At 40.2% G+C, this 22,676-nt stretch carries 21 protein-coding genes, 1 pseudogene and 1 riboswitch; of the genes and pseudogenes, 19 read left to right on the top strand and 3 right to left on the bottom strand.

What is annotated here, in order from left to right; translation table 11 throughout:
- Positions 1-44 precede the first annotated feature (44 nt).
- Genes purC through purD form a run of 9 tightly spaced genes read left to right on the top strand, consistent with a single transcriptional unit; the run spans position 45 to position 9,746 of the window.
- Positions 45-767, top strand: coding sequence for a phosphoribosylaminoimidazolesuccinocarboxamide synthase (purC, locus tag PQ474_RS15585; protein WP_273845091.1), 723 nt, complete (start codon positions 45-47; stop codon positions 765-767).
- Positions 755-1,006 carry a phosphoribosylformylglycinamidine synthase subunit PurS gene (gene purS, locus PQ474_RS15580; protein ID WP_273845090.1) on the top strand — a complete coding sequence of 84 codons (252 nt, stop codon included), beginning with the start codon at positions 755-757 and terminating at the stop codon, positions 1,004-1,006. Before purC ends, purS begins: the two co-directional genes overlap by 13 nt.
- On the top strand, positions 1,003-1,686 hold the full coding sequence (gene purQ / locus PQ474_RS15575) for a phosphoribosylformylglycinamidine synthase subunit PurQ (RefSeq protein ID WP_273845089.1): 684 nt from the start codon (positions 1,003-1,005) through the stop codon (positions 1,684-1,686). Before purS ends, purQ begins: the two co-directional genes overlap by 4 nt.
- Positions 1,670-3,895, top strand: coding sequence for a phosphoribosylformylglycinamidine synthase subunit PurL (gene purL / locus PQ474_RS15570; RefSeq protein WP_273845088.1), 2,226 nt, complete (start codon positions 1,670-1,672; stop codon positions 3,893-3,895). The genes purQ and purL overlap by 17 nt, the downstream gene beginning before the upstream one ends.
- Positions 3,871-5,283 (top strand): amidophosphoribosyltransferase, encoded by a 1,413-nt coding sequence (gene purF, locus PQ474_RS15565; protein WP_273845087.1) that lies wholly within the window; start codon positions 3,871-3,873, stop codon positions 5,281-5,283. Before purL ends, purF begins: the two co-directional genes overlap by 25 nt.
- Before the next feature lie 20 nt (positions 5,284-5,303).
- Positions 5,304-6,338: a phosphoribosylformylglycinamidine cyclo-ligase gene (gene purM / locus PQ474_RS15560; protein WP_273845085.1), complete on the top strand. Its 1,035-nt coding sequence runs from the start codon at positions 5,304-5,306 to the stop codon at positions 6,336-6,338.
- Positions 6,338-6,919, top strand: a complete 582-nt coding sequence (purN, locus tag PQ474_RS15555; protein ID WP_273845083.1) for a phosphoribosylglycinamide formyltransferase — start codon at positions 6,338-6,340, stop codon at positions 6,917-6,919. Before purM ends, purN begins: the two co-directional genes overlap by 1 nt.
- Positions 6,919-8,457 (top strand): bifunctional phosphoribosylaminoimidazolecarboxamide formyltransferase/IMP cyclohydrolase, encoded by a 1,539-nt coding sequence (gene purH, locus PQ474_RS15550; protein WP_273845081.1) that lies wholly within the window; start codon positions 6,919-6,921, stop codon positions 8,455-8,457. Before purN ends, purH begins: the two co-directional genes overlap by 1 nt.
- 17 nt (positions 8,458-8,474) lie before the next feature.
- Positions 8,475-9,746 carry a phosphoribosylamine--glycine ligase gene (gene purD / locus PQ474_RS15545; protein ID WP_273845080.1) on the top strand — a complete coding sequence of 424 codons (1,272 nt, stop codon included), beginning with the start codon at positions 8,475-8,477 and terminating at the stop codon, positions 9,744-9,746.
- On the opposite strand, the gene PQ474_RS26405 is transcribed toward purD, so the two are convergent.
- Positions 9,721-9,831 (bottom strand): EYxxD motif small membrane protein, encoded by a 111-nt coding sequence (locus tag PQ474_RS26405; protein ID WP_337956369.1) that lies wholly within the window; start codon positions 9,829-9,831, stop codon positions 9,721-9,723. The genes purD and PQ474_RS26405 overlap by 26 nt on opposite strands.
- A 117-nt stretch (positions 9,832-9,948) precedes the next feature.
- Positions 9,949-10,203, bottom strand: coding sequence for a YgaP family membrane protein (locus PQ474_RS15540; protein ID WP_273845079.1), 255 nt, complete (start codon positions 10,201-10,203; stop codon positions 9,949-9,951).
- A gap of 134 nt (positions 10,204-10,337) precedes the next feature.
- On the opposite strand from PQ474_RS15540, the gene PQ474_RS15535 reads away from it, so the two are divergent.
- The 4 genes from PQ474_RS15535 to ade all read left to right on the top strand — a co-directional run bounded on the left by PQ474_RS15535 (position 10,338) and on the right by ade (position 15,444).
- On the top strand, positions 10,338-12,077 hold the full coding sequence (locus PQ474_RS15535) for an adenine deaminase C-terminal domain-containing protein (RefSeq protein WP_273845078.1): 1,740 nt from the start codon (positions 10,338-10,340) through the stop codon (positions 12,075-12,077).
- A gap of 57 nt (positions 12,078-12,134) precedes the next feature.
- On the top strand, positions 12,135-13,151 hold the full coding sequence (locus tag PQ474_RS15530) for a DUF3048 domain-containing protein (RefSeq protein ID WP_273845077.1): 1,017 nt from the start codon (positions 12,135-12,137) through the stop codon (positions 13,149-13,151).
- Between the two features lie 91 nt (positions 13,152-13,242).
- On the top strand, positions 13,243-13,554 hold the full coding sequence (locus tag PQ474_RS15525) for a YerC/YecD family TrpR-related protein (protein ID WP_273845076.1): 312 nt from the start codon (positions 13,243-13,245) through the stop codon (positions 13,552-13,554).
- A gap of 147 nt (positions 13,555-13,701) precedes the next feature.
- Positions 13,702-15,444 (top strand): adenine deaminase, encoded by a 1,743-nt coding sequence (gene ade / locus PQ474_RS15520; protein ID WP_273845075.1) that lies wholly within the window; start codon positions 13,702-13,704, stop codon positions 15,442-15,444.
- Positions 15,445-15,530: 86 nt separating this feature from the next.
- On the opposite strand, the gene PQ474_RS15515 is transcribed toward ade, so the two are convergent.
- The gene (locus PQ474_RS15515; protein ID WP_273845072.1) at positions 15,531-16,745 is read right to left on the bottom strand and encodes a PucR family transcriptional regulator; all 1,215 of its coding nucleotides are present in this window, start codon (positions 16,743-16,745) and stop codon (positions 15,531-15,533) included.
- Positions 16,746-16,874: 129 nt separating this feature from the next.
- Between PQ474_RS15515 and PQ474_RS15510 the strand changes: the two genes are divergently transcribed.
- The 6 genes and pseudogenes from PQ474_RS15510 (at position 16,875) to PQ474_RS15485 (ending at position 22,567) form a co-directional block, all read left to right on the top strand.
- Positions 16,875-17,195, top strand: a complete 321-nt coding sequence (locus PQ474_RS15510; protein ID WP_273845070.1) for a helix-turn-helix domain-containing protein — start codon at positions 16,875-16,877, stop codon at positions 17,193-17,195.
- Entirely contained in the window at positions 17,149-17,406 is a 258-nt protein-coding gene (locus tag PQ474_RS15505; RefSeq protein WP_273845069.1) for a helix-turn-helix domain-containing protein, read from the top strand. The genes PQ474_RS15510 and PQ474_RS15505 overlap by 47 nt, the downstream gene beginning before the upstream one ends.
- 14 nt (positions 17,407-17,420) lie before the next feature.
- Positions 17,421-18,377 carry an alpha/beta hydrolase gene (locus tag PQ474_RS15500; protein WP_273845066.1) on the top strand — a complete coding sequence of 319 codons (957 nt, stop codon included), beginning with the start codon at positions 17,421-17,423 and terminating at the stop codon, positions 18,375-18,377.
- A 171-nt stretch (positions 18,378-18,548) separates the two neighbouring features.
- A pseudogene (locus PQ474_RS15495) lies at positions 18,549-18,867 on the top strand (YbjQ family protein).
- 136 nt (positions 18,868-19,003) lie between these two features.
- Positions 19,004-19,187, top strand: a riboswitch (cobalamin riboswitch).
- A 145-nt stretch (positions 19,188-19,332) separates the two neighbouring features.
- Positions 19,333-21,513: a ribonucleoside-diphosphate reductase subunit alpha gene (locus PQ474_RS15490; protein WP_273845064.1), complete on the top strand. Its 2,181-nt coding sequence runs from the start codon at positions 19,333-19,335 to the stop codon at positions 21,511-21,513.
- A 16-nt stretch (positions 21,514-21,529) separates the two neighbouring features.
- Positions 21,530-22,567: a ribonucleotide-diphosphate reductase subunit beta gene (locus PQ474_RS15485; RefSeq protein WP_273845061.1), complete on the top strand. Its 1,038-nt coding sequence runs from the start codon at positions 21,530-21,532 to the stop codon at positions 22,565-22,567.
- The last annotated feature ends 109 nt before the right edge of the window (positions 22,568-22,676 follow it).

The raw sequence follows: 22,676 nt of genomic DNA, 5'->3' as shown, positions 1-22,676 counted from the left end.
TTATCCGCAATAATGTTAATATTCTGTATTTCGGAGGGTGAAACATGGAAAAAGGTATCTTGCTTTATGAAGGAAAAGCGAAGCAAATCTTTCAAACAGAAAATGAAAATGAGCTTTGGATCAGCTATAAAGATGATGCAACGGCGTTTAACGGTGAGAAGAAAGAGACTCTTCTTGGAAAAGCTAGACTAAATAATGAGATTACCTCACTCATTTTCGCTTACTTACACGAAAATGGGGTCGAGAGTCATTTCGTGAAAAGAATTTCAGAAACGGAACAACTAGTACAAAAAGTTGAGATCATTCCGTTAGAGGTTGTCGTCCGTAATGTGGTTGCTGGTAGCATGGCAAAACGTCTTGGGATTGAAGAAGGAACAGCGCTTACTGAACCGATCGTTGAATTCTATTATAAAGACGATGCTCTAGGTGATCCGCTCGTTACAGAAGATCATATTGCTATTCTGAACGTGGCATCTAATGCGGATTTAGCCGTACTCAGAGAGAAAGCAAAAGATGTAAACAAACATTTGATTAATTTATTTGATAATTTAAACGTACGTTTGATTGATTTTAAGCTAGAGTTCGGTCGTACGTCTGAAGGAGATATTCTTTTAGCTGATGAGATCTCGCCAGATACATGCCGTCTTTGGGATAAAGAGACGAACCAACGTTTTGATAAAGACTTGTTTAGAAGAAATCTAGGAAGCTTACAAGAAGGATATCAAGAAATTTTATCACGCTTAGGAGGCGCATCATGTACAAAGTAAAAGTTTATATTACGTTAAGAGAAAGTGTTTTAGATCCACAAGGAGGTCAGGTTAAACGCGCTCTTCATACAATGAACTATTCTGAAGTAGAAGAAGTTCGTATCGGTAAATACATGGAATTATCGCTTGCAAATACAGATGACGTTGAAAAGCGTATTGATGAAATGTGTTCTAAACTATTAGCAAATACTGTAATTGAGGATTACCGTTATGAAATCGAGGAGGTTGTCTCGTCATGAAATTTGCAGTAATTGTTTTTCCAGGTTCAAACTGCGATTCAGACATGTTCTTTGCCATCCAAGATGCTCTTAATGAAGAAGTGGCGTATGTTCGCCATGATGAAACGTCATTAGAAGGTTTTGATGGTGTTCTTTTACCAGGAGGCTTCTCTTACGGAGACTACCTACGTTCTGGTGCAATTGCTTGTTTTTCACCGATTATGGAAGCAGTGAAACAGTTTGCTGAAGAAGGAAAGCCAGTTCTTGGAGTTTGTAACGGATTTCAAATGTTACTTGAATTAGGATTACTACCTGGTGCGATGAAACGTAATGATGGTTTGAAATTCATTTGTCGCCCTGTAAACCTACAAGTGGAAAACAATGAGACGATGTTTACGACAGGATACGAAAAAGGTGAAGTGATCTCAGTTCCTGTTGCACACGGTGAGGGGAACTATGAGTGTGATGAAGATACACTAGCGGCACTTGAAGCAAATAATCAAGTGGTATTCCGTTATCAACAAGGCATTAATGGCTCGAAAGCAAATATCGCTGGAATTACAAACGAACGTGGAAATGTACTAGGGATGATGCCGCATCCAGAACGCGCTGTAGAGTCTATTCTAGGTAGCGCAGACGGTTTACGTTTATTTCAATCGATCGTAAGAAATTGGAGGGAATCTCATGTCACTACTTCTTGAACCAACAGCTGAGCGAGTGAAAGAGGAAAAGCTTTACCGCGAAATGGGCTTAACAGATGAAGAGTTTGCAATGGTAGAAGAAATTCTTGGTCGAACTCCGAACTATACAGAGACAGGTCTTTTCTCTGTTATGTGGTCTGAGCATTGTAGCTATAAAAATTCAAAAGTGCTTTTAAAGAAATTTCCTACTGAAGGAGAACGCGTTCTGCAAGGTCCAGGTGAAGGAGCAGGAATCATTGATATTGGTGATGAGCAAGCCGTTGTATTTAAGGTTGAAAGCCACAACCACCCTTCAGCTATCGAACCTTATCAAGGAGCTGCAACTGGAGTTGGCGGAATTCTTCGAGATGTGTTTTCAATGGGAGCTCGTCCAATTTCATTACTAAATTCATTACGTTTTGGAGAGTTAACGTCTCCACGTGTTCGTTATTTATTTGAAGAAGTTGTAGCTGGTATTGCTGGTTATGGGAACTGTATGGGTGTTCCAACCGTAGGAGGAGAAATTCAATTTGATCCTTGCTATGAAGGAAATCCACTTGTCAATGCGATGTGTGTTGGTTTAATCGATCACAAAGATATTCAAAAAGGACAAGCTAAAGGTGTCGGCAATACCGTTATGTATGTTGGTGCGAGTACAGGTCGCGACGGAATTCACGGTGCTACGTTTGCTTCAGAGGAACTTGGAGAAGATTCGGATGAGAAGCGTCCTGCCGTTCAAGTTGGAGATCCTTTTATGGAAAAACTTTTACTTGAAGCTTGTTTAGAATTAATTCAAAACGATGCACTTGTTGGAATTCAAGATATGGGTGCAGCTGGGTTAACTTCATCTTCTGCTGAAATGGCAAGTAAAGCTGGATCAGGAATTGAAATGAATTTAGACTTAGTACCACAACGTGAAAAAGGCATGACTCCATACGAAATGATGTTATCTGAATCACAAGAGCGTATGTTAATCGTTGTGAAAAAAGGCCGTGAGCAAGAGATTAAAGACATTTTTGATCGTTGGGGCTTGTTATCTGCAGAAGTTGGGGTTGTAACCGACGACAAACGCCTTCGTTTGCTACACAAAGGTCAAGTCGTTGCCGACCTTCCAGTTGATGCACTAGCTGAGGAAGCACCGGTTTACCACAAACCATCTGCTGTACCGGCTTATTATGAAAAATTCCAACAACAAGAAGAGAAAACGCCACTTGTTGAAGACTATAAAGAAACCCTTCTAAAGTTGTTAGCTCAACCGACGATTGCAAGCAAAGAATGGGTGTATGATCAATATGATTATATGGTTCAAACGAATACAGTTGTTGAGCCAGGCTCAGATGCAGCGGTTGTTCGTATCCGTGGTACGAAAAAAGCGTTAGCGATGACAACAGACTGTAACTCTCGCTATTTATATCTCGATCCAGAAGTAGGCGGTCAAATTGCGGTTGCTGAAGCAGCACGTAATGTTGTTTGTTCTGGTGGTGTTCCACTTGGATTAACGGATGGCTTGAATTATGGAAGTCCTGATAAGCCTGAGATCTTCTGGCAACTAGAAAGATCAACAGACGGTATGAGCGAAGCTTGTCGTGTGTTAGAAACGCCAGTTATCGGTGGAAACGTATCACTTTATAATGAGACTGCTGGTGTAGCCATTTACCCAACACCTGTAATTGGAATGGTTGGCTTAATCGAAGACATTGACCATATTACGACTCAATCTTTTAAACAAGCTGGAGATGCAATCTATTTAATTGGTGAAACGAAGCCTGAATTTGGTGGAAGTGAATTGCAAAAGCTAGTAGAGGGTGATATTTCAGGTAAAGCACCATCTCTAGACTTAGAACTAGAAAAGAGACTTCAAAAGCAATTGCTAACAGTCATTCGTTCAGGTCTTGTAGCTTCCGCGCATGATGTTGCGGAAGGTGGAGTAGGGGTTGCCCTTGCCGAATGTATGACTTCAGGTGAAGTTGGAGCAAGTGTAATGTTAGCTGGAGAAACAACAGCTGCTTTATTTGCTGAGTCGCAAACTCGCTTTGTTGTTACCGTACCGAGTGAAAAAGCAGAACAGTTCGAGCAACTTGTATCAGCTACAAAAATTGGTGAAGTAACAAATACAAAGAATCTTCAAATAAAAAATGATGAACAACAGATCATCCTTGAAACATCACAGGATGAAATTGTAACGGCTTGGAAAGGAGCCATTCCATGTTTGCTGAAATCAAAGGCCTAAATGAAGAATGTGGTGTGTTTGCCATCTGGGGACATAAAGATGCGGCGCACTTAACTTATTACGGTCTTCACAGTTTGCAGCACCGCGGTCAAGAAGGTGCTGGGATTGTCGTAACCGATGGAGAACAATTAAAGGTTCATAAAGGCTTAGGGCTTGTGAATGACGTTTTTAGTCCTGATGATTTTGCTCAGTTAAGTGGACATGCCGCGATTGGGCACGTCCGCTATGCGACGGCTGGTGGAGGGGGATTTGCCAATGTGCAGCCCCTTCTTTTCCGCTCGCAAACGGGAAGCTTAGCGATTGCTCATAATGGGAATCTAGTCAATGCCAATAGCATGAAGCATCAACTCGAAAGTCAGGGAAGTATTTTTCAATCTACTTCTGATACTGAAGTTGTTGCTCATCTCATTAAACGTAGTGGGTATAACAAGCTTGAAGAGCAACTGCGCAATGCTCTTGAGATGCTTAAAGGGGCTTATGCTCTAGCTGTTTTAAATGAAAAGCAATTAATGGTAGCGTTAGATCCAAACGGTCTTCGTCCATTATCAATTGGCCGTCTTGGCGATGCCTATGTCGTTGCATCTGAGACGTGTGCCTTCGATTTAATTGGTGCTACGTATGAGCGTGAGGTTGAACCAGGGGAATTGATCATTATTGATGAGGATGGCTTACGTTCAACAAGATTCTCAGGGACGGCAACTAGAGCCATCTGTAGCATGGAATATGTATATTTTGCTCGTCCAGACAGTAATGTGGATGAGATCAATGTTCATAAAGCAAGAAAGAGCTTAGGAAAACAATTAGCCATTGAAGCTCCAGTAGAAGCGGATGTTGTAACGGGTGTTCCTGATTCTTCTATTTCAGCTGCGATTGGTTATGCGGAGCAAACAGGCATACCTTATGAGTTAGGGATGATCAAGAACCGCTATGTCGGTCGTACGTTTATCCAACCATCACAAGAGTTACGTGAGCAAGGGGTTAAAATGAAGCTCTCTGCTGTTCGTGGTGTCGTTGAAGGAAAACGTGTGGTCATGATTGATGATTCGATTGTGCGTGGTACAACAAGTAGACGAATTGTGAATATGTTGCGTGAAGCAGGCGCTAAAGAGGTCCATGTCAGAATCAGTTCACCTCCGATTAAGAATCCTTGTTTCTACGGAATAGATACGTCTAATTCAGGGGAATTAATTGCGGCGAATCATTCTCTAGAAGAGATGAGAGAAATGATGGGCGCAGATACGCTTGAATTTTTATCACCAGAAGGCTTGAAAAAAGGAATTGGACGACCTGATACGACATCTAACTGCGGTCAGTGTCTAGCTTGCTTTACCGGTGAATATCCAACTGAAATATATCCAGATACGCTACATCCATACGCGAAGGTTTAGAGGAGAAGGGAGCAAGAAGAATGTCAGAAGCTTATAAAAAAGCAGGTGTCAGTCTTGAAGCAGGGTACGAAGCAGTAGAGCGAATGAAGAGTCATGTAAATAGAACGAAACGTTCTGGTGTGATGGGGTCACTTGGTGGCTTTGGCGGAATGTTTGACCTGTCTACATTAAATCTAAAAGAGCCCGTACTTGTTTCAGGAACAGACGGAGTAGGGACAAAGCTGATGCTTGCCTTTATGCTAGATCGCCATGATACGATTGGAATTGATGCTGTTGCAATGTGTGTGAATGATATCGTCGTTCAAGGCGCTGAGCCCCTTTATTTTCTAGACTATATTGCTTGTGGAAAAGCAGTCCCAGAACGTTTGGAAGCGATTGTTAAAGGTGTGGCAGATGGTTGTGAACAAGCTGGCTGTGCGTTAGTCGGTGGAGAAACAGCTGAAATGCCAGGTATGTACAGTGAAGAGGAATATGATCTAGCTGGTTTTTCAGTGGGGGCCGTAGAAAAACAAAATCTGGTAAACGGTGAATCCATTCAACCAGGTGATGTGGTGATCGGTTTATCGTCAAGCGGCTTACACAGTAATGGATTCTCTTTAGTACGAAAAATCTTCCTTCACGATCATTCTTTTTCTTTAAACGATCAGGTTGATGAGTTAGGTAAGACTTTAGGGGAAGAATTACTCACTCCAACAAAAATCTATGTAAAACCATTACTTGCTTGTTTAAAGGAACATACTGTACGTGGGATGGCCCATATAACAGGGGGCGGTTTCTATGAAAACATCCCGCGCATGTTGCCAGAAGGTGTTCGCGTTAATGTAACGAACGGATCATGGCCTGTTCCTCCGGTTTTTAACTTGTTGAAAAAGTATGGAGAATTAACAGATAAAGAGCTTTTCTCAACATTTAATATGGGAATCGGGATGGTCGTCGTCGTTCCTAAAGAAGAAAGTCAAGATGTGCTTCGTTTGTTAAAAGAACATGGAGAATCTGCTCATATTATTGGCCTAGTAGAAGAAGGAACAGGCGTCACAATCGGAGGCGTCGAGTAATGAGGATCGCTATTTTTGCATCAGGGAGTGGGACGAATGCAGAAGCGATTATAAAAGCAACTCAAAGCGGTCTCCTTAATGCCGAAATTGCTCTTGTATTCACGGATAAGCCAAAAGCGAAGGTGATTGAAAGAGCGACTCATTATAACGTTCGCGTTGTTGCGATGGACCCCAAGTCCTTTGAAACAAAGGCGGCATATGAACAAGAGGTAGTAAATGAACTTCATAAGAGTAAGGTTTCTTTTGTCGTGCTAGCAGGTTATATGCGATTAATTGGGACAACTTTGCTAAGCGCCTATGAAGGAAGGATTGTTAACATACATCCTTCCTTGCTTCCTTCTTTTCCAGGACTTGATGCGATTGGACAAGCCTTTCAAGCTAAAGTGAAAGTTACGGGAGTTACCATTCATTATGTCGACGAAGGTATGGATACGGGATCGATTATTGCGCAAGAGCCGGTAAGAATCGAGTCAGACGATACAGTCGATTCGTTACAAGAAAAAGTGCAGGTCGTTGAACACACATTATACCCAACAACATTGCAAACGATTATAGATCAGATGGAGAGGTTGAGTAAGTAATGAGCAAAAAAAGAGCGTTGGTCAGCGTTTCAGATAAAACAGGAATTGTTGAATTTGTGAAAGAACTAGTAAATTTAGGATTTGAAGTGGTATCAACAGGTGGAACAAAAAATGCTTTGCTAGCAGCGGATGTACCTGTAATAGGTATATCTGAAGTAACAGGTTTTCCAGAAATTTTAGATGGTCGAGTGAAGACGTTACACCCTAATATCCATAGTGGCTTACTCGCTATGAGAGAACGCGAAGAACACCAGCAACAACTTGCAGAACACAATATTTCCCCAATTGATCTTGTTGTGGTGAATTTATATCCTTTTAAAGAGACGATTGCCAAGCCTGGTTGTACATTTGAAGATGCTATTGAAAACATTGATATTGGTGGACCTAGCATGCTTCGTGCAGCAGCGAAAAATCATCAGCATGTAACAGTTGTCGTTGACCCAACAGATTACCAAACGGTGCTTGATGAGCTTTCAAATGGACAAGCAGTCTCGCTTGAGACAAAACGTCAGTTAGCAGCGAAAGTATTTAGACATACAGCAGCTTATGATGCGTTAATTGCTGAATATCTAACTGAGGCTGTTGGTGAAGAAGAACCCGAAACGTTTACGGTTACGTATGAGCGAAAACAAGGGTTACGTTACGGAGAAAATCCACATCAAAAAGCAACGTTCTACAAAAAGCCGTTAGCAGATGAGAGTTCGATTGCTAGCGCGATCCAATTACATGGAAAAGAGCTTTCATACAACAACATTCATGATGCTGATGCCGCTCTTGCTATTGTTAAGGAATTTGAGGAGCCAGCTGTTGTTGCGGTTAAACATATGAATCCATGTGGTGTCGGTACAGGTACAACGATTGAAGAAGCTTATGGACGCGCGTATGAGGCGGACTCTGTTTCTATTTTTGGTGGAATTGTCGCAGCAAACCGTGAAATTGACGAAGCAACCGCTACGAAGATGAAAGATATTTTCTTAGAAATCATTATTGCTCCTTCTTTTACACAGGAAGCATTAAATGTGTTAACAACGAAGAAAAACCTACGTCTTTTAACAGTACCTATGAATAAACAAGAGAAACCTGAAGCGATGCTTACATCCATTCACGGCGGACTACTTGTGCAAGATGAGGACCATTATGGACTTGATGATGCATCGGTTACTATTCCAACAAAGCGTGAGCCAACAGAAGCAGAGTGGGAAGCTCTTAAAGTTGCTTGGAAAGTAGTCAAGCATGTAAAGTCAAATGCGATCGTTTTAGCTAACGGTCAAATGACAGTTGGAGTCGGTGCAGGTCAAATGAACCGTGTCGGAGCGGCGGATATCGCCATTGCGCAAGCAAGTGAGCGTATTGAAGGAGCTGTAATGGGTTCAGATGCTTTTTTCCCTATGGGGGATACCGTTGAATTAGCGGGTAAAGCAGGTGTCACAGCGATTATCCAGCCAGGAGGATCGATTCGCGACGAGGAGTCTATTGAAATGGCAAATAAATATGGAATTGCGATGATCATGACAGGAGTTCGACACTTTAAACATTAATATAGGAGGGAATCTTAGTGAAAGTTCTTATTATCGGAAGTGGTGGTCGTGAACATGCGATTGCATGGAAAGTCGCTCAAAGCAAGCAAGTAACAGATGTATTTGTCGCACCAGGTAACGATGGAATGGTTGATGTGGCGACACCAGTCAACATTGCTGAAAATAATTTTGACGAGCTCGTGGCTTTTGCAAAAAAGCAAGAAATCGGTTTAACGATTGTTGGTCCAGAGGTTCCTTTACTTGGTGGAGTCGTTGATCGTTTCGAGGAAGAAGGATTACGTATTTTTGGTCCAAGAAAAAATGCAGCAATGCTTGAAGGAAGTAAATCGTTTGCCAAGTCGATTATGAAAAAATACGACATTCCAACAGGAAGTTATGAAACCTTCACCAATTATGAAAAAGCCGTCGCTTATGTGAAAGAACAAGGGGCACCTATCGTTATTAAAGCAGATGGATTAGCTGCTGGAAAAGGTGTAGTTGTGGCGATGACAGAAGAAGAAGCCATTCAAGCTCTGTCTGCGATGTTAAACGACCAAGCGTTCGGAAAAGCAAGTGAACAAGTAGTGATTGAAGAATATCTTGAAGGTGAAGAGTTATCACTCATGGCCTTTGTGCATAACGATACCGTTCTCCCTATGGTTGGAGCACAAGATCATAAGCGGGCTTTAGACGGAGATCAAGGTCCAAATACAGGAGGAATGGGAGCTTATTCACCAGTTCCACAGTTTTCAAAAGAAGATGTCGCTGAAGCTGTTGAAAAAGTCTTACAGCCGACTGCCAATGCTTTAATTACCGAAGGAACTCCTTTTACAGGTATTTTATATGCGGGATTAATGATGACGTCTGCCGGTCCAAAAGTAATTGAGTTTAATACTCGTTTTGGCGATCCTGAAACACAAGTGGTTCTTCCAAGGCTAAAATCAGATCTTGTTGAAGTATATACGACCTTACTTGACGGCAACATTCCTGAATTAGAATGGTCTGATGAAGAAGTCGTTGGTATCGTTGTGGCGAGTGAAGGCTATCCGGGATCTTATGAGAAGGGAACGGTGATCAAAGGGCTTGAGCAAGTAGATGGGGATGTACTTGTTTTTCATGCAGGTACGAAAAAGGTCAATGAGGAATGGACAACCGATGGTGGTCGTGTCTTATTACTTGCTACCACAAAAAGCTCACTACTTGAGGCACAACAACGTGTGTATAGCGAGCTTGAAAAAGTGAGTAAAAAAGGAATATACTACCGTACTGATATTGGCAATAAAGCTATTTCACGCGTTTCTTCTTCATAAAAAAATAAATAAGTGCAACGATACAACCAATAACCATAATGTAGATAAATAGGCTGTCTGTTGCATATTCTTGAATATTAAACATATAATCATCTCCTTATTAATCGTTAATAAAGGGGGAGAGGTTGTTCAAATTGAACAACCTCTAAAAAAGAATCATAAACCGTATGAGATCGCGTAGAATCTTATACGGTTTTTTTATTTACTGTTGCGTGTTATCAGTTTGATTTTGCTCTTGTACTTGTTCTTGCATGGTGTCCATTTTTTGTTCTGCTAAATACGTTAGAGGACAGAATCTAGTGATTCCTTCTGCTACTTTCATTCCTCCGCACAGAGCACCAAATAGCAACATACCGTCGTTTTGATTTCGAACAAGCTTAGCGGTAGAGTATGCAAGTACTGTGAAACCTAGAGAAATTCGACATAATGCGTCAACACGACCTACATTTGGTTTCATAATTGATCCACCTTTCACATGTTTGTCAAATATTACAATAAATAATGTTAAATCTTTTAACATTGTTAGTGAATGTTTTAACAATTTTGTGTTACGATTATAAAAATAGGAAATGACGAAATGGGTGAAGACAAATGACTGAGAGACTTTACCGCTGGACAAAACAACGATTACGACAGCAATTAGCTGTAGTAAAAGGAGAGAAAGCTCCTTCACTTGTCCTCCGGAACGCTACTTATTTAAATTTTGCACGGCGTAAATGGCTTACTGCTAACATTTGGATCTGGGAAGATCGTATTGTATATGTTGGTAAAGACATGCCAGCCGTTTTAACGGATACAGAAATTGTAGATTGTGAAAATAAACAAGTTGTACCAGGATATATTGAGCACCATGCTCACCCGTTTCAACTTTATAATCCCCATAGCTTTGGGAAGTATGCAGCAACTAGGGGGACAACTACATTGATCAATGACAATCTTATGTTCTTTTTACATCTAGAAAAAAAGAAAGCGCTTTCTTTAATCGAGGCACTTGATGAGTTGCCAACGTCTATGTATTGGTGGTCTCGATATGATGCGCAAACGGAGTTAAGAGACGAGGAACCTTTATCAAATTCCAAAAAAAAGGAATGGTTGGAACATCCTCTTGTCGTTCAAGGGGGAGAGTTGACTTCGTGGCCTAAAGTATTAAATGGTGATGATTCAACCCTACACTGGATGCAGGAAACAACCAGGCTTCGTAAACCGATTGAAGGGCATCTGCCAGGTGCATCCGAGCGTACTCTTGCTCAAATGGCGCTTTTAGGAGTGACGTGCGATCATGAGGCGATTACAGGTGAGGAAGTCGTTAGAAGATTGGACAATGGCTACACAACCTCTTTAAGACATTCTTCTATACGTCCCGATTTGCCTAGGCTTTTCAAAGAGATACAAGAATTGGGTGTTGATTATTTCGAACGTTGTTTAATGACAACAGACGGATCTCCTCCTTCTTTTTATGAAGAAGGGGTTATGGACAACTTAATAAAAATTGCGTTAGAGAGTGGAATCGATACCATTGATGCATATGCAATGGCTAGCTATAATGCTGCGAAATACTATAATCTCGACCATAAACTAGGGATGATTGCCCCTGGTCGAATTGCGCATTTAAATATTCTTGATGACATTAATGATCCAACTCCAAGGTCTGTTATTGCAAAAGGTCAATGGGTTGTACGTGATGGCAGACAGTGCGACTGTATGACGACTTTTCCTTGGGAAAAACATGGAATTGAACCATTTAACATTGAGTGGGACTTACATGAAGATGAGCTTCATTTTTCGATGCCAATGGGCATTGAAATGATAAATTCTGTTATTCTAAAACCGTATCAAATACCGATTGAAGGTACGAGTCATGTTTTGAGTAAAGACCATGATGAAAGTTTCTTTGTCATGATTGATAAGCATGGTAAGTGGCATATTGCAACTATGATTAAAGGATTTGCGACTCATATTTCTGGGTTTGCAAGTTCATTTACAAATACCGGTGATATCATCTTAATTGGGAAAAAGGTATCTGATATGATTCTGGCCTTTAATGCGTTAAAAGAACAAGGGGGAGGCATGACCCTTGTTGAAGAAGGAGAGGTTATTGGTCGTATTGTATTAGAGTTATTTGGAATTTTATCTTCCAAAACCATGGAAGGAGTCATGGAAGATGAGAAGAAGTTTGTCTCATTATTAAGAGAGCGCGGGTACAAACATGAGGATCCAATTTACAGTTTATTATTTTTCTCCTCGACACACCTTCCCTATATAAGGGTGACACAAAGAGGAATTTACGATGTGAAGAAGAAAACGGTACTCTTTCCTGCGATTATGCGTTAAACTAAGAAAGAACACTGAACTGCTTTAGTGTGGTAATATGAAAAGGTCGTGTATGTGATGAAGAAAAGATGGAAAATATCTTTCGTAATCGCCGCTGCTATTATGATAAGCGGTTGTGCAAACGATAAAGATCAAGATGCCGAGGTAGAACAAGAAGAGCCAGTGGAAGAAGAGCTTGTTGAGGCGCCTTCTTTGTTAAGCTATCCACTCACAGGGATGGAAGCAGAAGAAGAGGTCAATCGTCGTGTGATTGGGGTAACCATTAATAATCATCCGGCAGCTCGACCGCAATCTGGTCTTAGTGATGCTGACATTATTTTTGAAATCTTATCTGAATTTGAGGTTACGCGGTTAGTGGCTCTATTCCATAGTCAATTACCTAAGCGAGTAGGTCCTGTGCGAAGTTCTCGACCATACCATATTGATTTGGTTAATGGGTATGATGGTTTGTTGGTCACTCACGGATGGAGCCCAGAAGCTAGACAAAAAATAGAGAGTGGAGAGATTGATGCTTTGAATGGCCTATTTTACGATGGCACCTATTTCAAGCGCTCTTCTGATCGAAAGGCTCCTCATAATTCGTACATTACTTCTGACGACATTCTTGAAGGAATGAGTTCATTAGGCTATTCATTAGAGAGGGAAGTGCCTTCTTTACTTTTTTTTGAGAATGAGGATATTAACATCGTTGGTGTAGAAGGTAAGAACATTGACATTGATTATTATAATATTAACCGGGTACGATATAAATTTGATGAAACAGTTGGATTGTATCATCGATTCAACGGAGAAAGCCAAACAATAGATCTTGAAACGGAAGCTCCGATAGAGATTTCAAATCTATTGATTATTGAAACGGACCATCGCGTGTTAGATGATAAAGGGCGCCGAGCGATTGACCTAACATCTGGTGGTAAAGCCGTTCTTTTCCAAAGTGGAATTGCCAATGAGGTACGTTGGGAAAATCAAAATGGACAAATTGTTCCGGTTCAAGGAGATCAAGTAGTTCCGTTAAGGCCGGGCCAAACTTGGATTAATGTCGTTCCAGAGATAGAAAAAATGGTTACGTATTAAAGTGAATTCCTCCAATATACAGGTAACAGATTGATTCATCAGTTAGTTGAATGATTAAGAAATAGTAAGGTGCCTAGGAAGGTGAGAAAAAATGCAAATTGATAAATTACGTGGGAAAGAACTTGATCAGTTATTCAAAGCAATTTTATCTTTAAAGGATTTAGAAGAATGTTATGAGTTTTTTGATGATCTTTGTACGATAAACGAAATTCAATCTTTAGCCCAACGTTTAGAAGTAGCAAGAATGCTTCAAAATGGCTACACATATCATAAGATCGAAACAGAAACAGGTGCGAGTACAGCAACGATTTCACGTGTGAAACGTTGTTTAAACTATGGTAACGATGGCTATAAGATGACGTTAGATCGAGTAAAAGAAGATGAAGTAAAGGTAGAAGAGTAAACCGCAGACACTCCTGCGGTTTTTTTTGTGTTTTTAACGGCCTTAGCGATACTTTTTTCACTTTTTGTTAGATAACCTTTCCGATTACGTGTATTTCCTGCTTTTTCGTACTACAATAGATAAAATATAAGAGATCGGAGTGTGCAGATGATGAAACAAGATTTGAAAAGAAGATTAGCGGCAGCTACAAAAAGAGAAAAAGCGGATTTAGTGATTAAAAACGCTCAGATTATAGATGTATTTACACTTACCATCTTTGAGGCAGATGTAGCTGTCACTGATGGTGTTATTATAGGAATAGGAACGTATGAAGGGATAAAGGAAATGGATTCTAAGGGGGCTTTTCTAGCTCCGACTTTTATCGATGGACATGTCCATATTGAATCAGCGATGGTACCTCCTGAGGAGTTTGCCAAAGTCGTTGTACCTCGAGGAGTGACGACGATCTTTGCCGATCCACATGAAATAGCAAATGTAGGAGGGCTTGAAGCTGTCACATACATGATAGAAGCAGCAAAGGGCTTGCCACTTGATGTGAAAATCATGGTACCTTCAAGTGTTCCAGCAACTGATTTTGAACATAATGGCGCAGAACTAACTGTTGAAAATATTGAAACGCTGTTTGATGATTATGGAGCGTATGGGCTTGCCGAAGTGATGGATTATCCTGCTGTGTTTTCTGCTCAAGAAAAAATGATGTCCAAACTTGAGGCTGCAACGGAACGTGGGAAACTGATCGATGGACATGCGGCAGGACTTGACGAGACGGGGTTAAATGCTTACAGAGTTGCAGGAATACGGAATGATCATGAGGCTGTGACAGCCGATGAAGCTCTTAATCGCTTAAGAAGAGGCATGTATGTGTTAATGCGTGAGGGAACAGCCGCAAAAGATATCGAGGCACTGCTACCTATTCTTACTCCAGAGAACGCGAGGCGATGTGTGTTTTCAACAGATGACAAGCATCTTGATGATCTTGTAAAAGAAGGCTCGATTGACGCAAGTATTAGAAAAGCGATCCAGCTTGGAGTAAATCCACTACAAGCCATTCAGATGGCTAGTTTAAATGCGGCTGAATGCTTTGGATTACAGGACAAAGGGGCGATTGCTCCAGGGTATGAAGCAAGTTTCGTTCTTATAAGTAACTTAGAGAAACTCGAAATTGAAGAGGTGTATATAAAAGGGGAGAAAGTTGCGCAAAAGGGAAAAATGGTTGTAGGAATACGAGAAACCATTCAACCACCAACTTCATTGTTGAACAGTGTTCATTTAGCACCTATTACGGAAAAAAAATTAGAATTAAGAATGGAATCCCCCAAAGCCAATGTCATAGGTGTCAAACCAGGCTCGATTGTAACAGAGCATCTCGTTGAAGAAGTCGATTTGGTTGAAGGCCTGTTTACACCATCGGTGGAAAAAAATCAGTTGAAGCTGGTTGTAGCTGAGAGGCATCATGAGCTTGGGTATGTTGGGGTAGGCATTGTAAAAGGAATTCCCATAAAAGAAGGAGCGATCGTGGCTACTGTTGCCCATGACTCACATAACATCGTTGCATGTGGGACAGATGATCAAAGCATAAAAAAAGCGATTGAACATGTGGCGGCAACAAAAGGAGGAGTCGCCGTAGTGAGAGGCGATGAGGTTCTAGCAGATCTAGCATTACCATTGGCTGGATTAATGTCGCTGCAGCCATATGATCAAGTAAATAGCGCACTAGAAAAACTTGAGGATGCGTTAAAGGAGATTGGGTTTAATGAAAGCTGGAACCCGTTCTTAACTTTATCTTTCTTAGCTCTTCCTGTCATTCCTTCACTCAAACTAACTGATTCGGGTTTGTTTAATGTCGAGAGTTTTGAACATATTTCTGTAGAGGTTATTGAAAAAAAATAAACGAGCCTGTGTTCTCCTAAAAAAGGAGGCACAGGCTGTTTTTCTTTGGGAATACAACAATGAACAAAGACGGATGCGCGCTTTTCTTATTTAAGGGCATCAAGTTTAACGTCTAAGTAAAGACCAATTCGCTGAATAGGATCTTTAAGTTGAATATTGGTGATCTCTTGAATCCTTTTTAAACGGTAGCTTAGCGTGTTGACGTGTATGTGAAGTTCTTTTGCAGCCTCATTCATATTGGCATCTTTGCTTAAGTACAATTCCAGCGTGTCATATAAGGAAGTCGCATGTTGCTTGTCGTATGCCTTAATTTGACTCAATGCAGGATTCATGACCAATTTTTTTTCATTTTGTAACAAAATATCGAGATGTCTAAAAACACCTAGTTCGTGATAAAAAAAGGCATGCCTCATCGCAGTATCACCGTTCTGTTTTAATTTAACAACCTTTTGAGCCTCGTGATAACTCTCAGTCAATTTGGAAAAGTCATCGTACAAATAACCACAGCCAATATGCATATGATCAATGTCAAAACGGTCTTTCATTTGAAATTGTAGAGTTTCCATAAAGTGTGTTAAATCCGCTTGTTTTGAATGATTATGGATAGGACTAACAAGGCAAATCATTTGATCTTCATCAACGGTATGAATGAGCATCGTAACCTTACTTGTAGTTTTGATAATGTACATTATGTTACGGTACAGAACATCTGAAATTTCTTCAAATTGAAAAATCATAATGGCTAAGAACTCCGCTCTGATATTCACTTTCTCAAGTAAATGGGCCGTTCCTTCATGTGTCGTCATATCACCTGTAATAATTTGCCAGAGTGACTCTTGATGATTTTTTTCACGACGCTTTTTTTGAAGGTTCAATTGAAGGAGTAAGTTCTTGGCTTTGCTCGCAGCTAACTTTAATAGTTGTTTCTCTTCGTGCGTTAGTTTCCTATTTACTTCAATCACCCAAATGTAACCTAATACTTCATTGTTTTTACGAATCGATACGGCGACACGATTCCGAAGGCCCATTTCGGTAATACTATGAATATCTAAAGGTTCATTGCTTTGATTTAAAGCTGGAATGACCCCATCCTTCCAGAATCGATTCACTACTTTTTCTGGAACACGTCTACCAATAATCGTAGAAATTCGAGTGGCATCTGTTGTATCGTCATGTGAACTATAAGCCAATAATTGATGATTAGCATCTTCGAGAGTAACGGGGCAATTTAAAACATTACTAACTGTGTCAACGAAGTCTTCAAGGGAATCGAAGACACGGTCAAATTTTTTTGTATCCATGATTCAACTCCTCATATGACGACCGTATGTTTATTGTTACTATAGCATAGAATGTAAAAATAAACTTGCAAACTATATCTATTATCATCATTATCATTATAGATAATGATAATAATGAAAGGGGCTCATATGAAAACTAAAAAAGCGGACCTAATGCTACATCCCGTACGTATGCGAATCATTCAAGCCTTACTCTCATATGAGAAAATGACCGTTGTGCAGTTATTAGAAAAGCTTGAGGATATTCCTCAAGCGACAATGTACCGTCATCTAAAACAACTAAACGATGCCAATCTAATAGAAGTTATAGAGACATATAGAATAAGAGGGACCATTGAAAAAACCTATGCCGTAAAAAAAGAAAATGTACACTTATCCGAGTCAGATCTAGAAGATACGTCAGTTGAGACATCTTCGGTATTTTATGACGTATCAGGCCAATCTCCTTAAAGAGTTTGAACAATATGCAACTAAGTCCCAACCAGATCAGTATAAAGAAGATGGCTTAGGGTATAGGCACATAATTTTTCATTTAACAAATGACGAAATGACCCAATTCAGAAAAGAACTTAGCGATGTTGTGCAAAAATGGGCTGAACAAAAGGCTTCTGCCAAAAGGCAACCGAGAACGTTTGCAACGATGTTTATCCCGCAAAAATAATGGGAGGGATGAAAGTGAAAGAAAGAGAGGTCCAATTTAAAAGCATCAGTGGCATGAACATTTTTGGGACGCTCACACAACCAACCTCGATGGATCAGCGCAGGCCAGCTATTTTACTTGTTCCAGGTTCAGGTCCACTCGATCGAAACGGAAACGGGAAAAGGAAAAGTCAAACATTAAATCTCTATAATCAGCTAGCTTCCTTTTTAACAGAGCAAGGCTTTATCACGTTGCGTTATGACAAAAGAGGGACTGGAAAAAGTGAGGCCTCTTTTATGGAAACAGGTTTTTGGGATTTGGTCGAGGATGCTAGAGCGGCCATACAAACATTAAAAGAGGAGCCGGCCGTTGATCCTAAGAGGATTTTCGTTATCGGTCATAGTGAGGGAGGCATACTCGCTCCTGAAATTGTAAAAGGCCATAACCTAGCTGGGCTTATTCTTGTGGCAGGGGCTGCACAATCCTTGCCGGAAGCACTAGCCTTTCAGCGAGAACAAACGGTCCAGGAATTAAAGAATGTAAAAGGTATAAAGGGGAAATTACTATCTCTATTTAATGTTGGTGAAAAAGCAGAAAAGCAAGGGCAGAAATTCGACCAAAAAATCTTGCGATCTACGAAAGATGTGGTTCGTTATCAAGGCATTAAGATTAATGCGAAATGGTTTCGTGAACATGCAACCTACAACATCTATGAAGGACTTGTCGAGATTGATTGTCCGGTCCTTGCTGTTACGGGTTCAAAAGATCTTCAGGTAATGCCGGAACGAGTTTATGAGACCGTAAAGTACACAAAGGTAGAGACAGAAGCTCACATTGTTGATGGAATGAACCATATGCTCAGAGATCAAGCAGATGATGTAGGCATACTTCAATTAAAAAAGGCATACAAAGATGTGGGAAGCCAACCGCTCTCGCCTCCTTTTTTAGAATTGGTTAAAATGTGGTTGAATAAACATGTCTCTAGTGGATGAAATATATTCTGATCGTGTTCATCGTCATTTGCCAATTAGGAGGATTGCTTCTTTTATTTTTCAATATGACTTGGGCCATCGTTGCTTTTAGTATTTATGGAGTTGCTTTACTTACATTATTAATTATTTTTATTTTGGAGCGCAGGAAGGAAAAAAAGGAGGAAATGGATTATGATGATTGTGACTACTGATCAAGTAGCAGGATATGAGATCACGGATGTGTTGGGGTATGTAAAGGGAAGTACGATTCAAACAAAGCACATTGGACGTGATCACAGCAGGCTTAAAAGGGATTGTCGGTGGAGAGATTAAAGGCTATAACGAGATGATGATCGAAGCACGTAAACTTGCCATGCATCGTATGGTTCAAGAGGCAGAGGAAAAAGGCGCAAATGCGATTATTGGCATGCGTATGCAAACGTCAACAGTAATGAGTACAGCGGCTGAAATTATTACGTATGGAACGGCTGTTGTGATTACGAAGAAATAGAAGGAAATAGTCGTCTAGAGGCAAGCGCCTTTAGACGTTTTTTTTCCATTTTTAAGAACTTTGACTTGCAATCTTATACTTACTCTATTACTATATACAATATATCGTAATCTAGTAATCGAAAACAACTATATATTGATTTAAGCGGAATAATAGGTGCCATATGGCTTAATAGGGAATCTGGTGAGAAACCAGAACTGTCCCCGCAACTGTAAGTGTCGACAAATCAGAGAAACCACTGTGTCAGGAAACGATGACATGGGAAGGTCTGAGGAGATTGAAACACGAGTCAGGAGACCTACCTATATTCCTCAGTCAGGTTTCTTCGGGGTGTGAGAAGTGAGACGGCAACTAACATAGACAATGAAATCTATTGTTTATATGTGTCCTGTTCTTACGCCGTTTTACGCTCTTCCTCAATGATGAGGAAGAGCGTTTTTTAATATAATAAGAGGAGTGATCGTAATGAATACAGTGGTAGCAAAGGGTTCTTTAGTTGAACTATTAAAAAATAGATTTCCGGAATTACCGATCAATGAGTGGTGGAAAGAAAACTCAACGTGGGAAAAGCGAGCATTGGATGCTTTAAACTTTCTCGATATGGAACAACCAGAATGGACATTTGTTGCTGCGCAAGCTTATTTACATTCATTATATGAGGAAATAACAAAAGTAAGAGGATGGTCAACAGATTGGGAGACAGGGTTTGCTGATTGGGTCAAGAAACTGATTGAAGAGGGTTTCTATGACCAAAGGCTAGAAAGCTATTCAAAAAAGGATGTAATGGAGTTAGCTCAATCAATAGATCTCCAGCAAGATCAACATTTTACATACATTGGAATTAAAACGTTAGCCGATCGTTACTTAACTAGGCATTACGATCGAACTCTACTAGAACTACCACAAGAGAGATGGATGATCATTGCTATGACGTTAATGGTAGAGGAACCGGTTGAGAAAAGATTAGAATTAGTAAAAGAAAGTTACTGGGCTTTATCTAATTTATATATGACAGTGGCAACACCGACTCTTGCGAATGCCGGTAAGAAAGACGGTCAGCTTTCTAGTTGTTTTATTGATACGGTAGAGGACGATTTAAGAGCGATTTTTGATAGCTGTACAGATGCGGCAACGGTAAGCAAAAATGGTGGTGGTTTGGGACTGTATCTCGGTAAAATTCGGGCAAAAGGCTCTTCTATCCGTGGATTTAAGGGTGTGTCATCAGGTGTGATTCCATGGATGAAGCAATTAAATAATGTGGCTGTAAGTGTCGATCAATTGGGCCAACGTCAAGGCGCCATTGCTGTTTATTTAGATGTATGGCACAAGGATATCTTTTCTTTCCTTGATGCAAAGTTAAACAATGGTGATGAGCGTCAGCGAACTCATGATTTGTTTACAGCTGTATCGATACCAGATGTATTTATGGAGGCTGTAGATAATCGTGAGTACTGGCATTTGTTCGATCCTCATGAAGTGCGTCAAGTAATGGGTTTCTCGCTTGAAGATTATTATGATGAGGAAAAAGGAAACGGATCTTTTCGTGAGAAATATCAATTGTGTATTGAAAATCCGCAATTATCGCGAATAGAAGTCCAAGCCATTGATATTATGAAGCGAATCATGCTCTCGCAACTCGAAACAGGGAGTCCATTCATGTTTTACCGTGATACAGTCAATCGTCTAAATCCGAATCAGCATAAAGGTATGATATATGGTTCAAACCTATGTACAGAAATTATGCAGAATATGACTCCAACCGTGATAGAGGAGGAAACGACAGAAGATGGGAAAATCATTACAACGAAAACACCTGGTGATTTTGTTGTATGTAATCTTTCTTCGATTGCACTAGCAAGAGCCGTTTGGGATGAAGTGCTTGAGCGATTAATTTCCATTCAAGTAAGGATGCTTGATAACGTTATTGACTTAAATACGATTGAAGTAAAGCAAGCTCAGTTGACGAATGAAAAATACCGTGCCGTAGGGCTCGGTACGTTCGGATGGCATCATCTATTAGCAACGAAGGGTATTCGTTGGGAGAGTGATGAAGCGGTTGCTTATGCAGATGAGGTCTATGAAGAAATTGCCTATCAAACGGTGAAAGCCTCATTGCAACTCGCAAAAGAAAAAGGAGCCTATCCAGTTTTTGCAGGTTCGGATTGGGAAACAGGAGAATACTTTGAGAGACGCAACTATAAATCTACAAGGTGGAAGGACTTAAGAGATGAAGTGAAAAAGCACGGAATTCGAAACGGCTATTTAATGGCTGTTGCGCCGAATGCAACGACATCATTAATAGCTGGATCAACAGCCTCCATCGATCCCATTTTTGCAAAGATGTATATGGAAGAAAAGAAAAATTATCGCATTCCTGTCGTTGCACCCAGTTTAAATGCTGAAACAACGTGGCTGTATAAGCCAGCACATGTCATTGATCAAAAGTGGAGTATTCTTCAAAATGCAAAAAGGCAGCGTCATATTGACCAAGGTATCTCGTTTAATCTGTATGTTCCAAATACGGTAAGAGCAAAGGAATTACTAGAAATGCATTTACTAGCTTGGGAGAAAGGTTTGAAAACGACGTATTATGTGAGATCGACTTCGGTATCAATCGAAGATGATTGTGAAAGTTGTTCAAGTTAAAGAGGGGGAATACGTGATGGATCGAATGCACCAACGAAAATTATATGATGTCAAAGCACCGAATGCCTCAACAGCATTAATCAATGGAAGAAGTTCGAATGTATTAAACTGGGATGATGTTCGTTTCTCTTGGGCCTATCCTTTATATAAAAATATGTTAGCTAACTTTTGGACACCTTTTGAAATAAATATGACTCACGATGCAAAACAGTTTCCGTCCCTTACTGAAGGGGAGCAAGAAGCATTTAAAAAAATTATAGGCTTACTTGCTTTTCTTGATAGCATTCAGACAGACTATACGCTCCGTGTAGCAGATTATTTAACAGATTCAAGCATGGCAGCGTTGATGAGTGTACTTTCTTTTCAAGAGGTGGTTCATAACCAAAGCTATTCTTACGTTCTATCGAGCATCGTGCCTAAGGCAACACAAGATGAAATTTATGAATACTGGAAACACGATCCAGTTCTCCGTGAAAGAAATGAATTTATCGTTAATGGCTATGAGGATTTTGTAACGGATCCAACACCGGAAACATTAGCGAAATCGATTGTGTATGATGTTATTTTAGAAGGCTTAAACTTCTATTCAGGCTTTGCGTTCTTCTACAACTTAGCACGACATCAAAAGATGGTGTCTACTTCCACGATGATTAATTATATTAATCGGGACGAACAGCTTCATGTCTATTATTTTACGAATTTATACAAAGAGCTGTTGAAGGAAAATCCAGAACTAGATACAGAAGAATTGAAACAGTTTGTTGAAGAGGCTTTTATGAAGGCGACAGATCTTGAGATCGAGTGGTTTCGTTATATTATTGGTAATAAGTTAGATGGAATTGACCCGGAGGAGATGGAATCGTATTTGAAGTTCATGGCGAACAAGCGAATCAAACAACTCGGCTATGAAGCAATATACCCAGATCACCGAACCAATACAATGAGATGGATTAAAGCATATGAGGATGTAAATGCAGCAAAAAGTGATTTCTTTGAACAAAAATCACGCCAATACGCCAAAGTATCAAGTGACAATGGTTTTGATGAGTTGTAGGTTTTATAAGGATTGAACCCTATCTATATTTGGATAGGGTTTTTTAGCTCTATGTCAGCCGTCACTAAGAACGCTAATAACCTGGAGAAAATCGCTGATACAGCATGCT

The organism is Halalkalibacter alkalisediminis (assembly GCF_028610705.1).
Lineage (GTDB): Bacteria > Bacillota > Bacilli > Bacillales > Bacillaceae_D > Halalkalibacter > Halalkalibacter alkalisediminis.
This window is presented reverse-complemented; position numbering and strand designations above follow the sequence as displayed.

What these genes read in the sequence shown, in the direction of transcription:
- purC (WP_273845091.1), top strand. Translation starts at nt 45, where the DNA reads ATGGAAAAAGGTATCTTGCTTTATGAAGGAAAAGCGAAGCAAATCTTT.
- purS (WP_273845090.1), top strand. Translation starts at nt 755, where the DNA reads ATGTACAAAGTAAAAGTTTATATTACGTTAAGAGAAAGTGTTTTAGAT.
- purQ (WP_273845089.1), top strand. Translation starts at nt 1,003, where the DNA reads ATGAAATTTGCAGTAATTGTTTTTCCAGGTTCAAACTGCGATTCAGAC.
- purL (WP_273845088.1), top strand. Translation starts at nt 1,670, where the DNA reads ATGTCACTACTTCTTGAACCAACAGCTGAGCGAGTGAAAGAGGAAAAG.
- purF (WP_273845087.1), top strand. Translation starts at nt 3,871, where the DNA reads ATGTTTGCTGAAATCAAAGGCCTAAATGAAGAATGTGGTGTGTTTGCC.
- purM (WP_273845085.1), top strand. Translation starts at nt 5,304, where the DNA reads ATGTCAGAAGCTTATAAAAAAGCAGGTGTCAGTCTTGAAGCAGGGTAC.
- purN (WP_273845083.1), top strand. Translation starts at nt 6,338, where the DNA reads ATGAGGATCGCTATTTTTGCATCAGGGAGTGGGACGAATGCAGAAGCG.
- purH (WP_273845081.1), top strand. Translation starts at nt 6,919, where the DNA reads ATGAGCAAAAAAAGAGCGTTGGTCAGCGTTTCAGATAAAACAGGAATT.
- PQ474_RS26405 (WP_337956369.1), bottom strand. Translation starts at nt 9,831, where the DNA reads ATGTTTAATATTCAAGAATATGCAACAGACAGCCTATTTATCTACATT.
- PQ474_RS15540 (WP_273845079.1), bottom strand. Translation starts at nt 10,203, where the DNA reads ATGAAACCAAATGTAGGTCGTGTTGACGCATTATGTCGAATTTCTCTA.
- PQ474_RS15535 (WP_273845078.1), top strand. Translation starts at nt 10,338, where the DNA reads ATGACTGAGAGACTTTACCGCTGGACAAAACAACGATTACGACAGCAA.
- PQ474_RS15530 (WP_273845077.1), top strand. Translation starts at nt 12,135, where the DNA reads ATGAAGAAAAGATGGAAAATATCTTTCGTAATCGCCGCTGCTATTATG.
- PQ474_RS15525 (WP_273845076.1), top strand. Translation starts at nt 13,243, where the DNA reads ATGCAAATTGATAAATTACGTGGGAAAGAACTTGATCAGTTATTCAAA.
- ade (WP_273845075.1), top strand. Translation starts at nt 13,702, where the DNA reads ATGATGAAACAAGATTTGAAAAGAAGATTAGCGGCAGCTACAAAAAGA.
- PQ474_RS15515 (WP_273845072.1), bottom strand. Translation starts at nt 16,745, where the DNA reads ATGGATACAAAAAAATTTGACCGTGTCTTCGATTCCCTTGAAGACTTC.
- PQ474_RS15510 (WP_273845070.1), top strand. Translation starts at nt 16,875, where the DNA reads ATGAAAACTAAAAAAGCGGACCTAATGCTACATCCCGTACGTATGCGA.
- PQ474_RS15490 (WP_273845064.1), top strand. Translation starts at nt 19,333, where the DNA reads ATGAATACAGTGGTAGCAAAGGGTTCTTTAGTTGAACTATTAAAAAAT.
- PQ474_RS15485 (WP_273845061.1), top strand. Translation starts at nt 21,530, where the DNA reads ATGGATCGAATGCACCAACGAAAATTATATGATGTCAAAGCACCGAAT.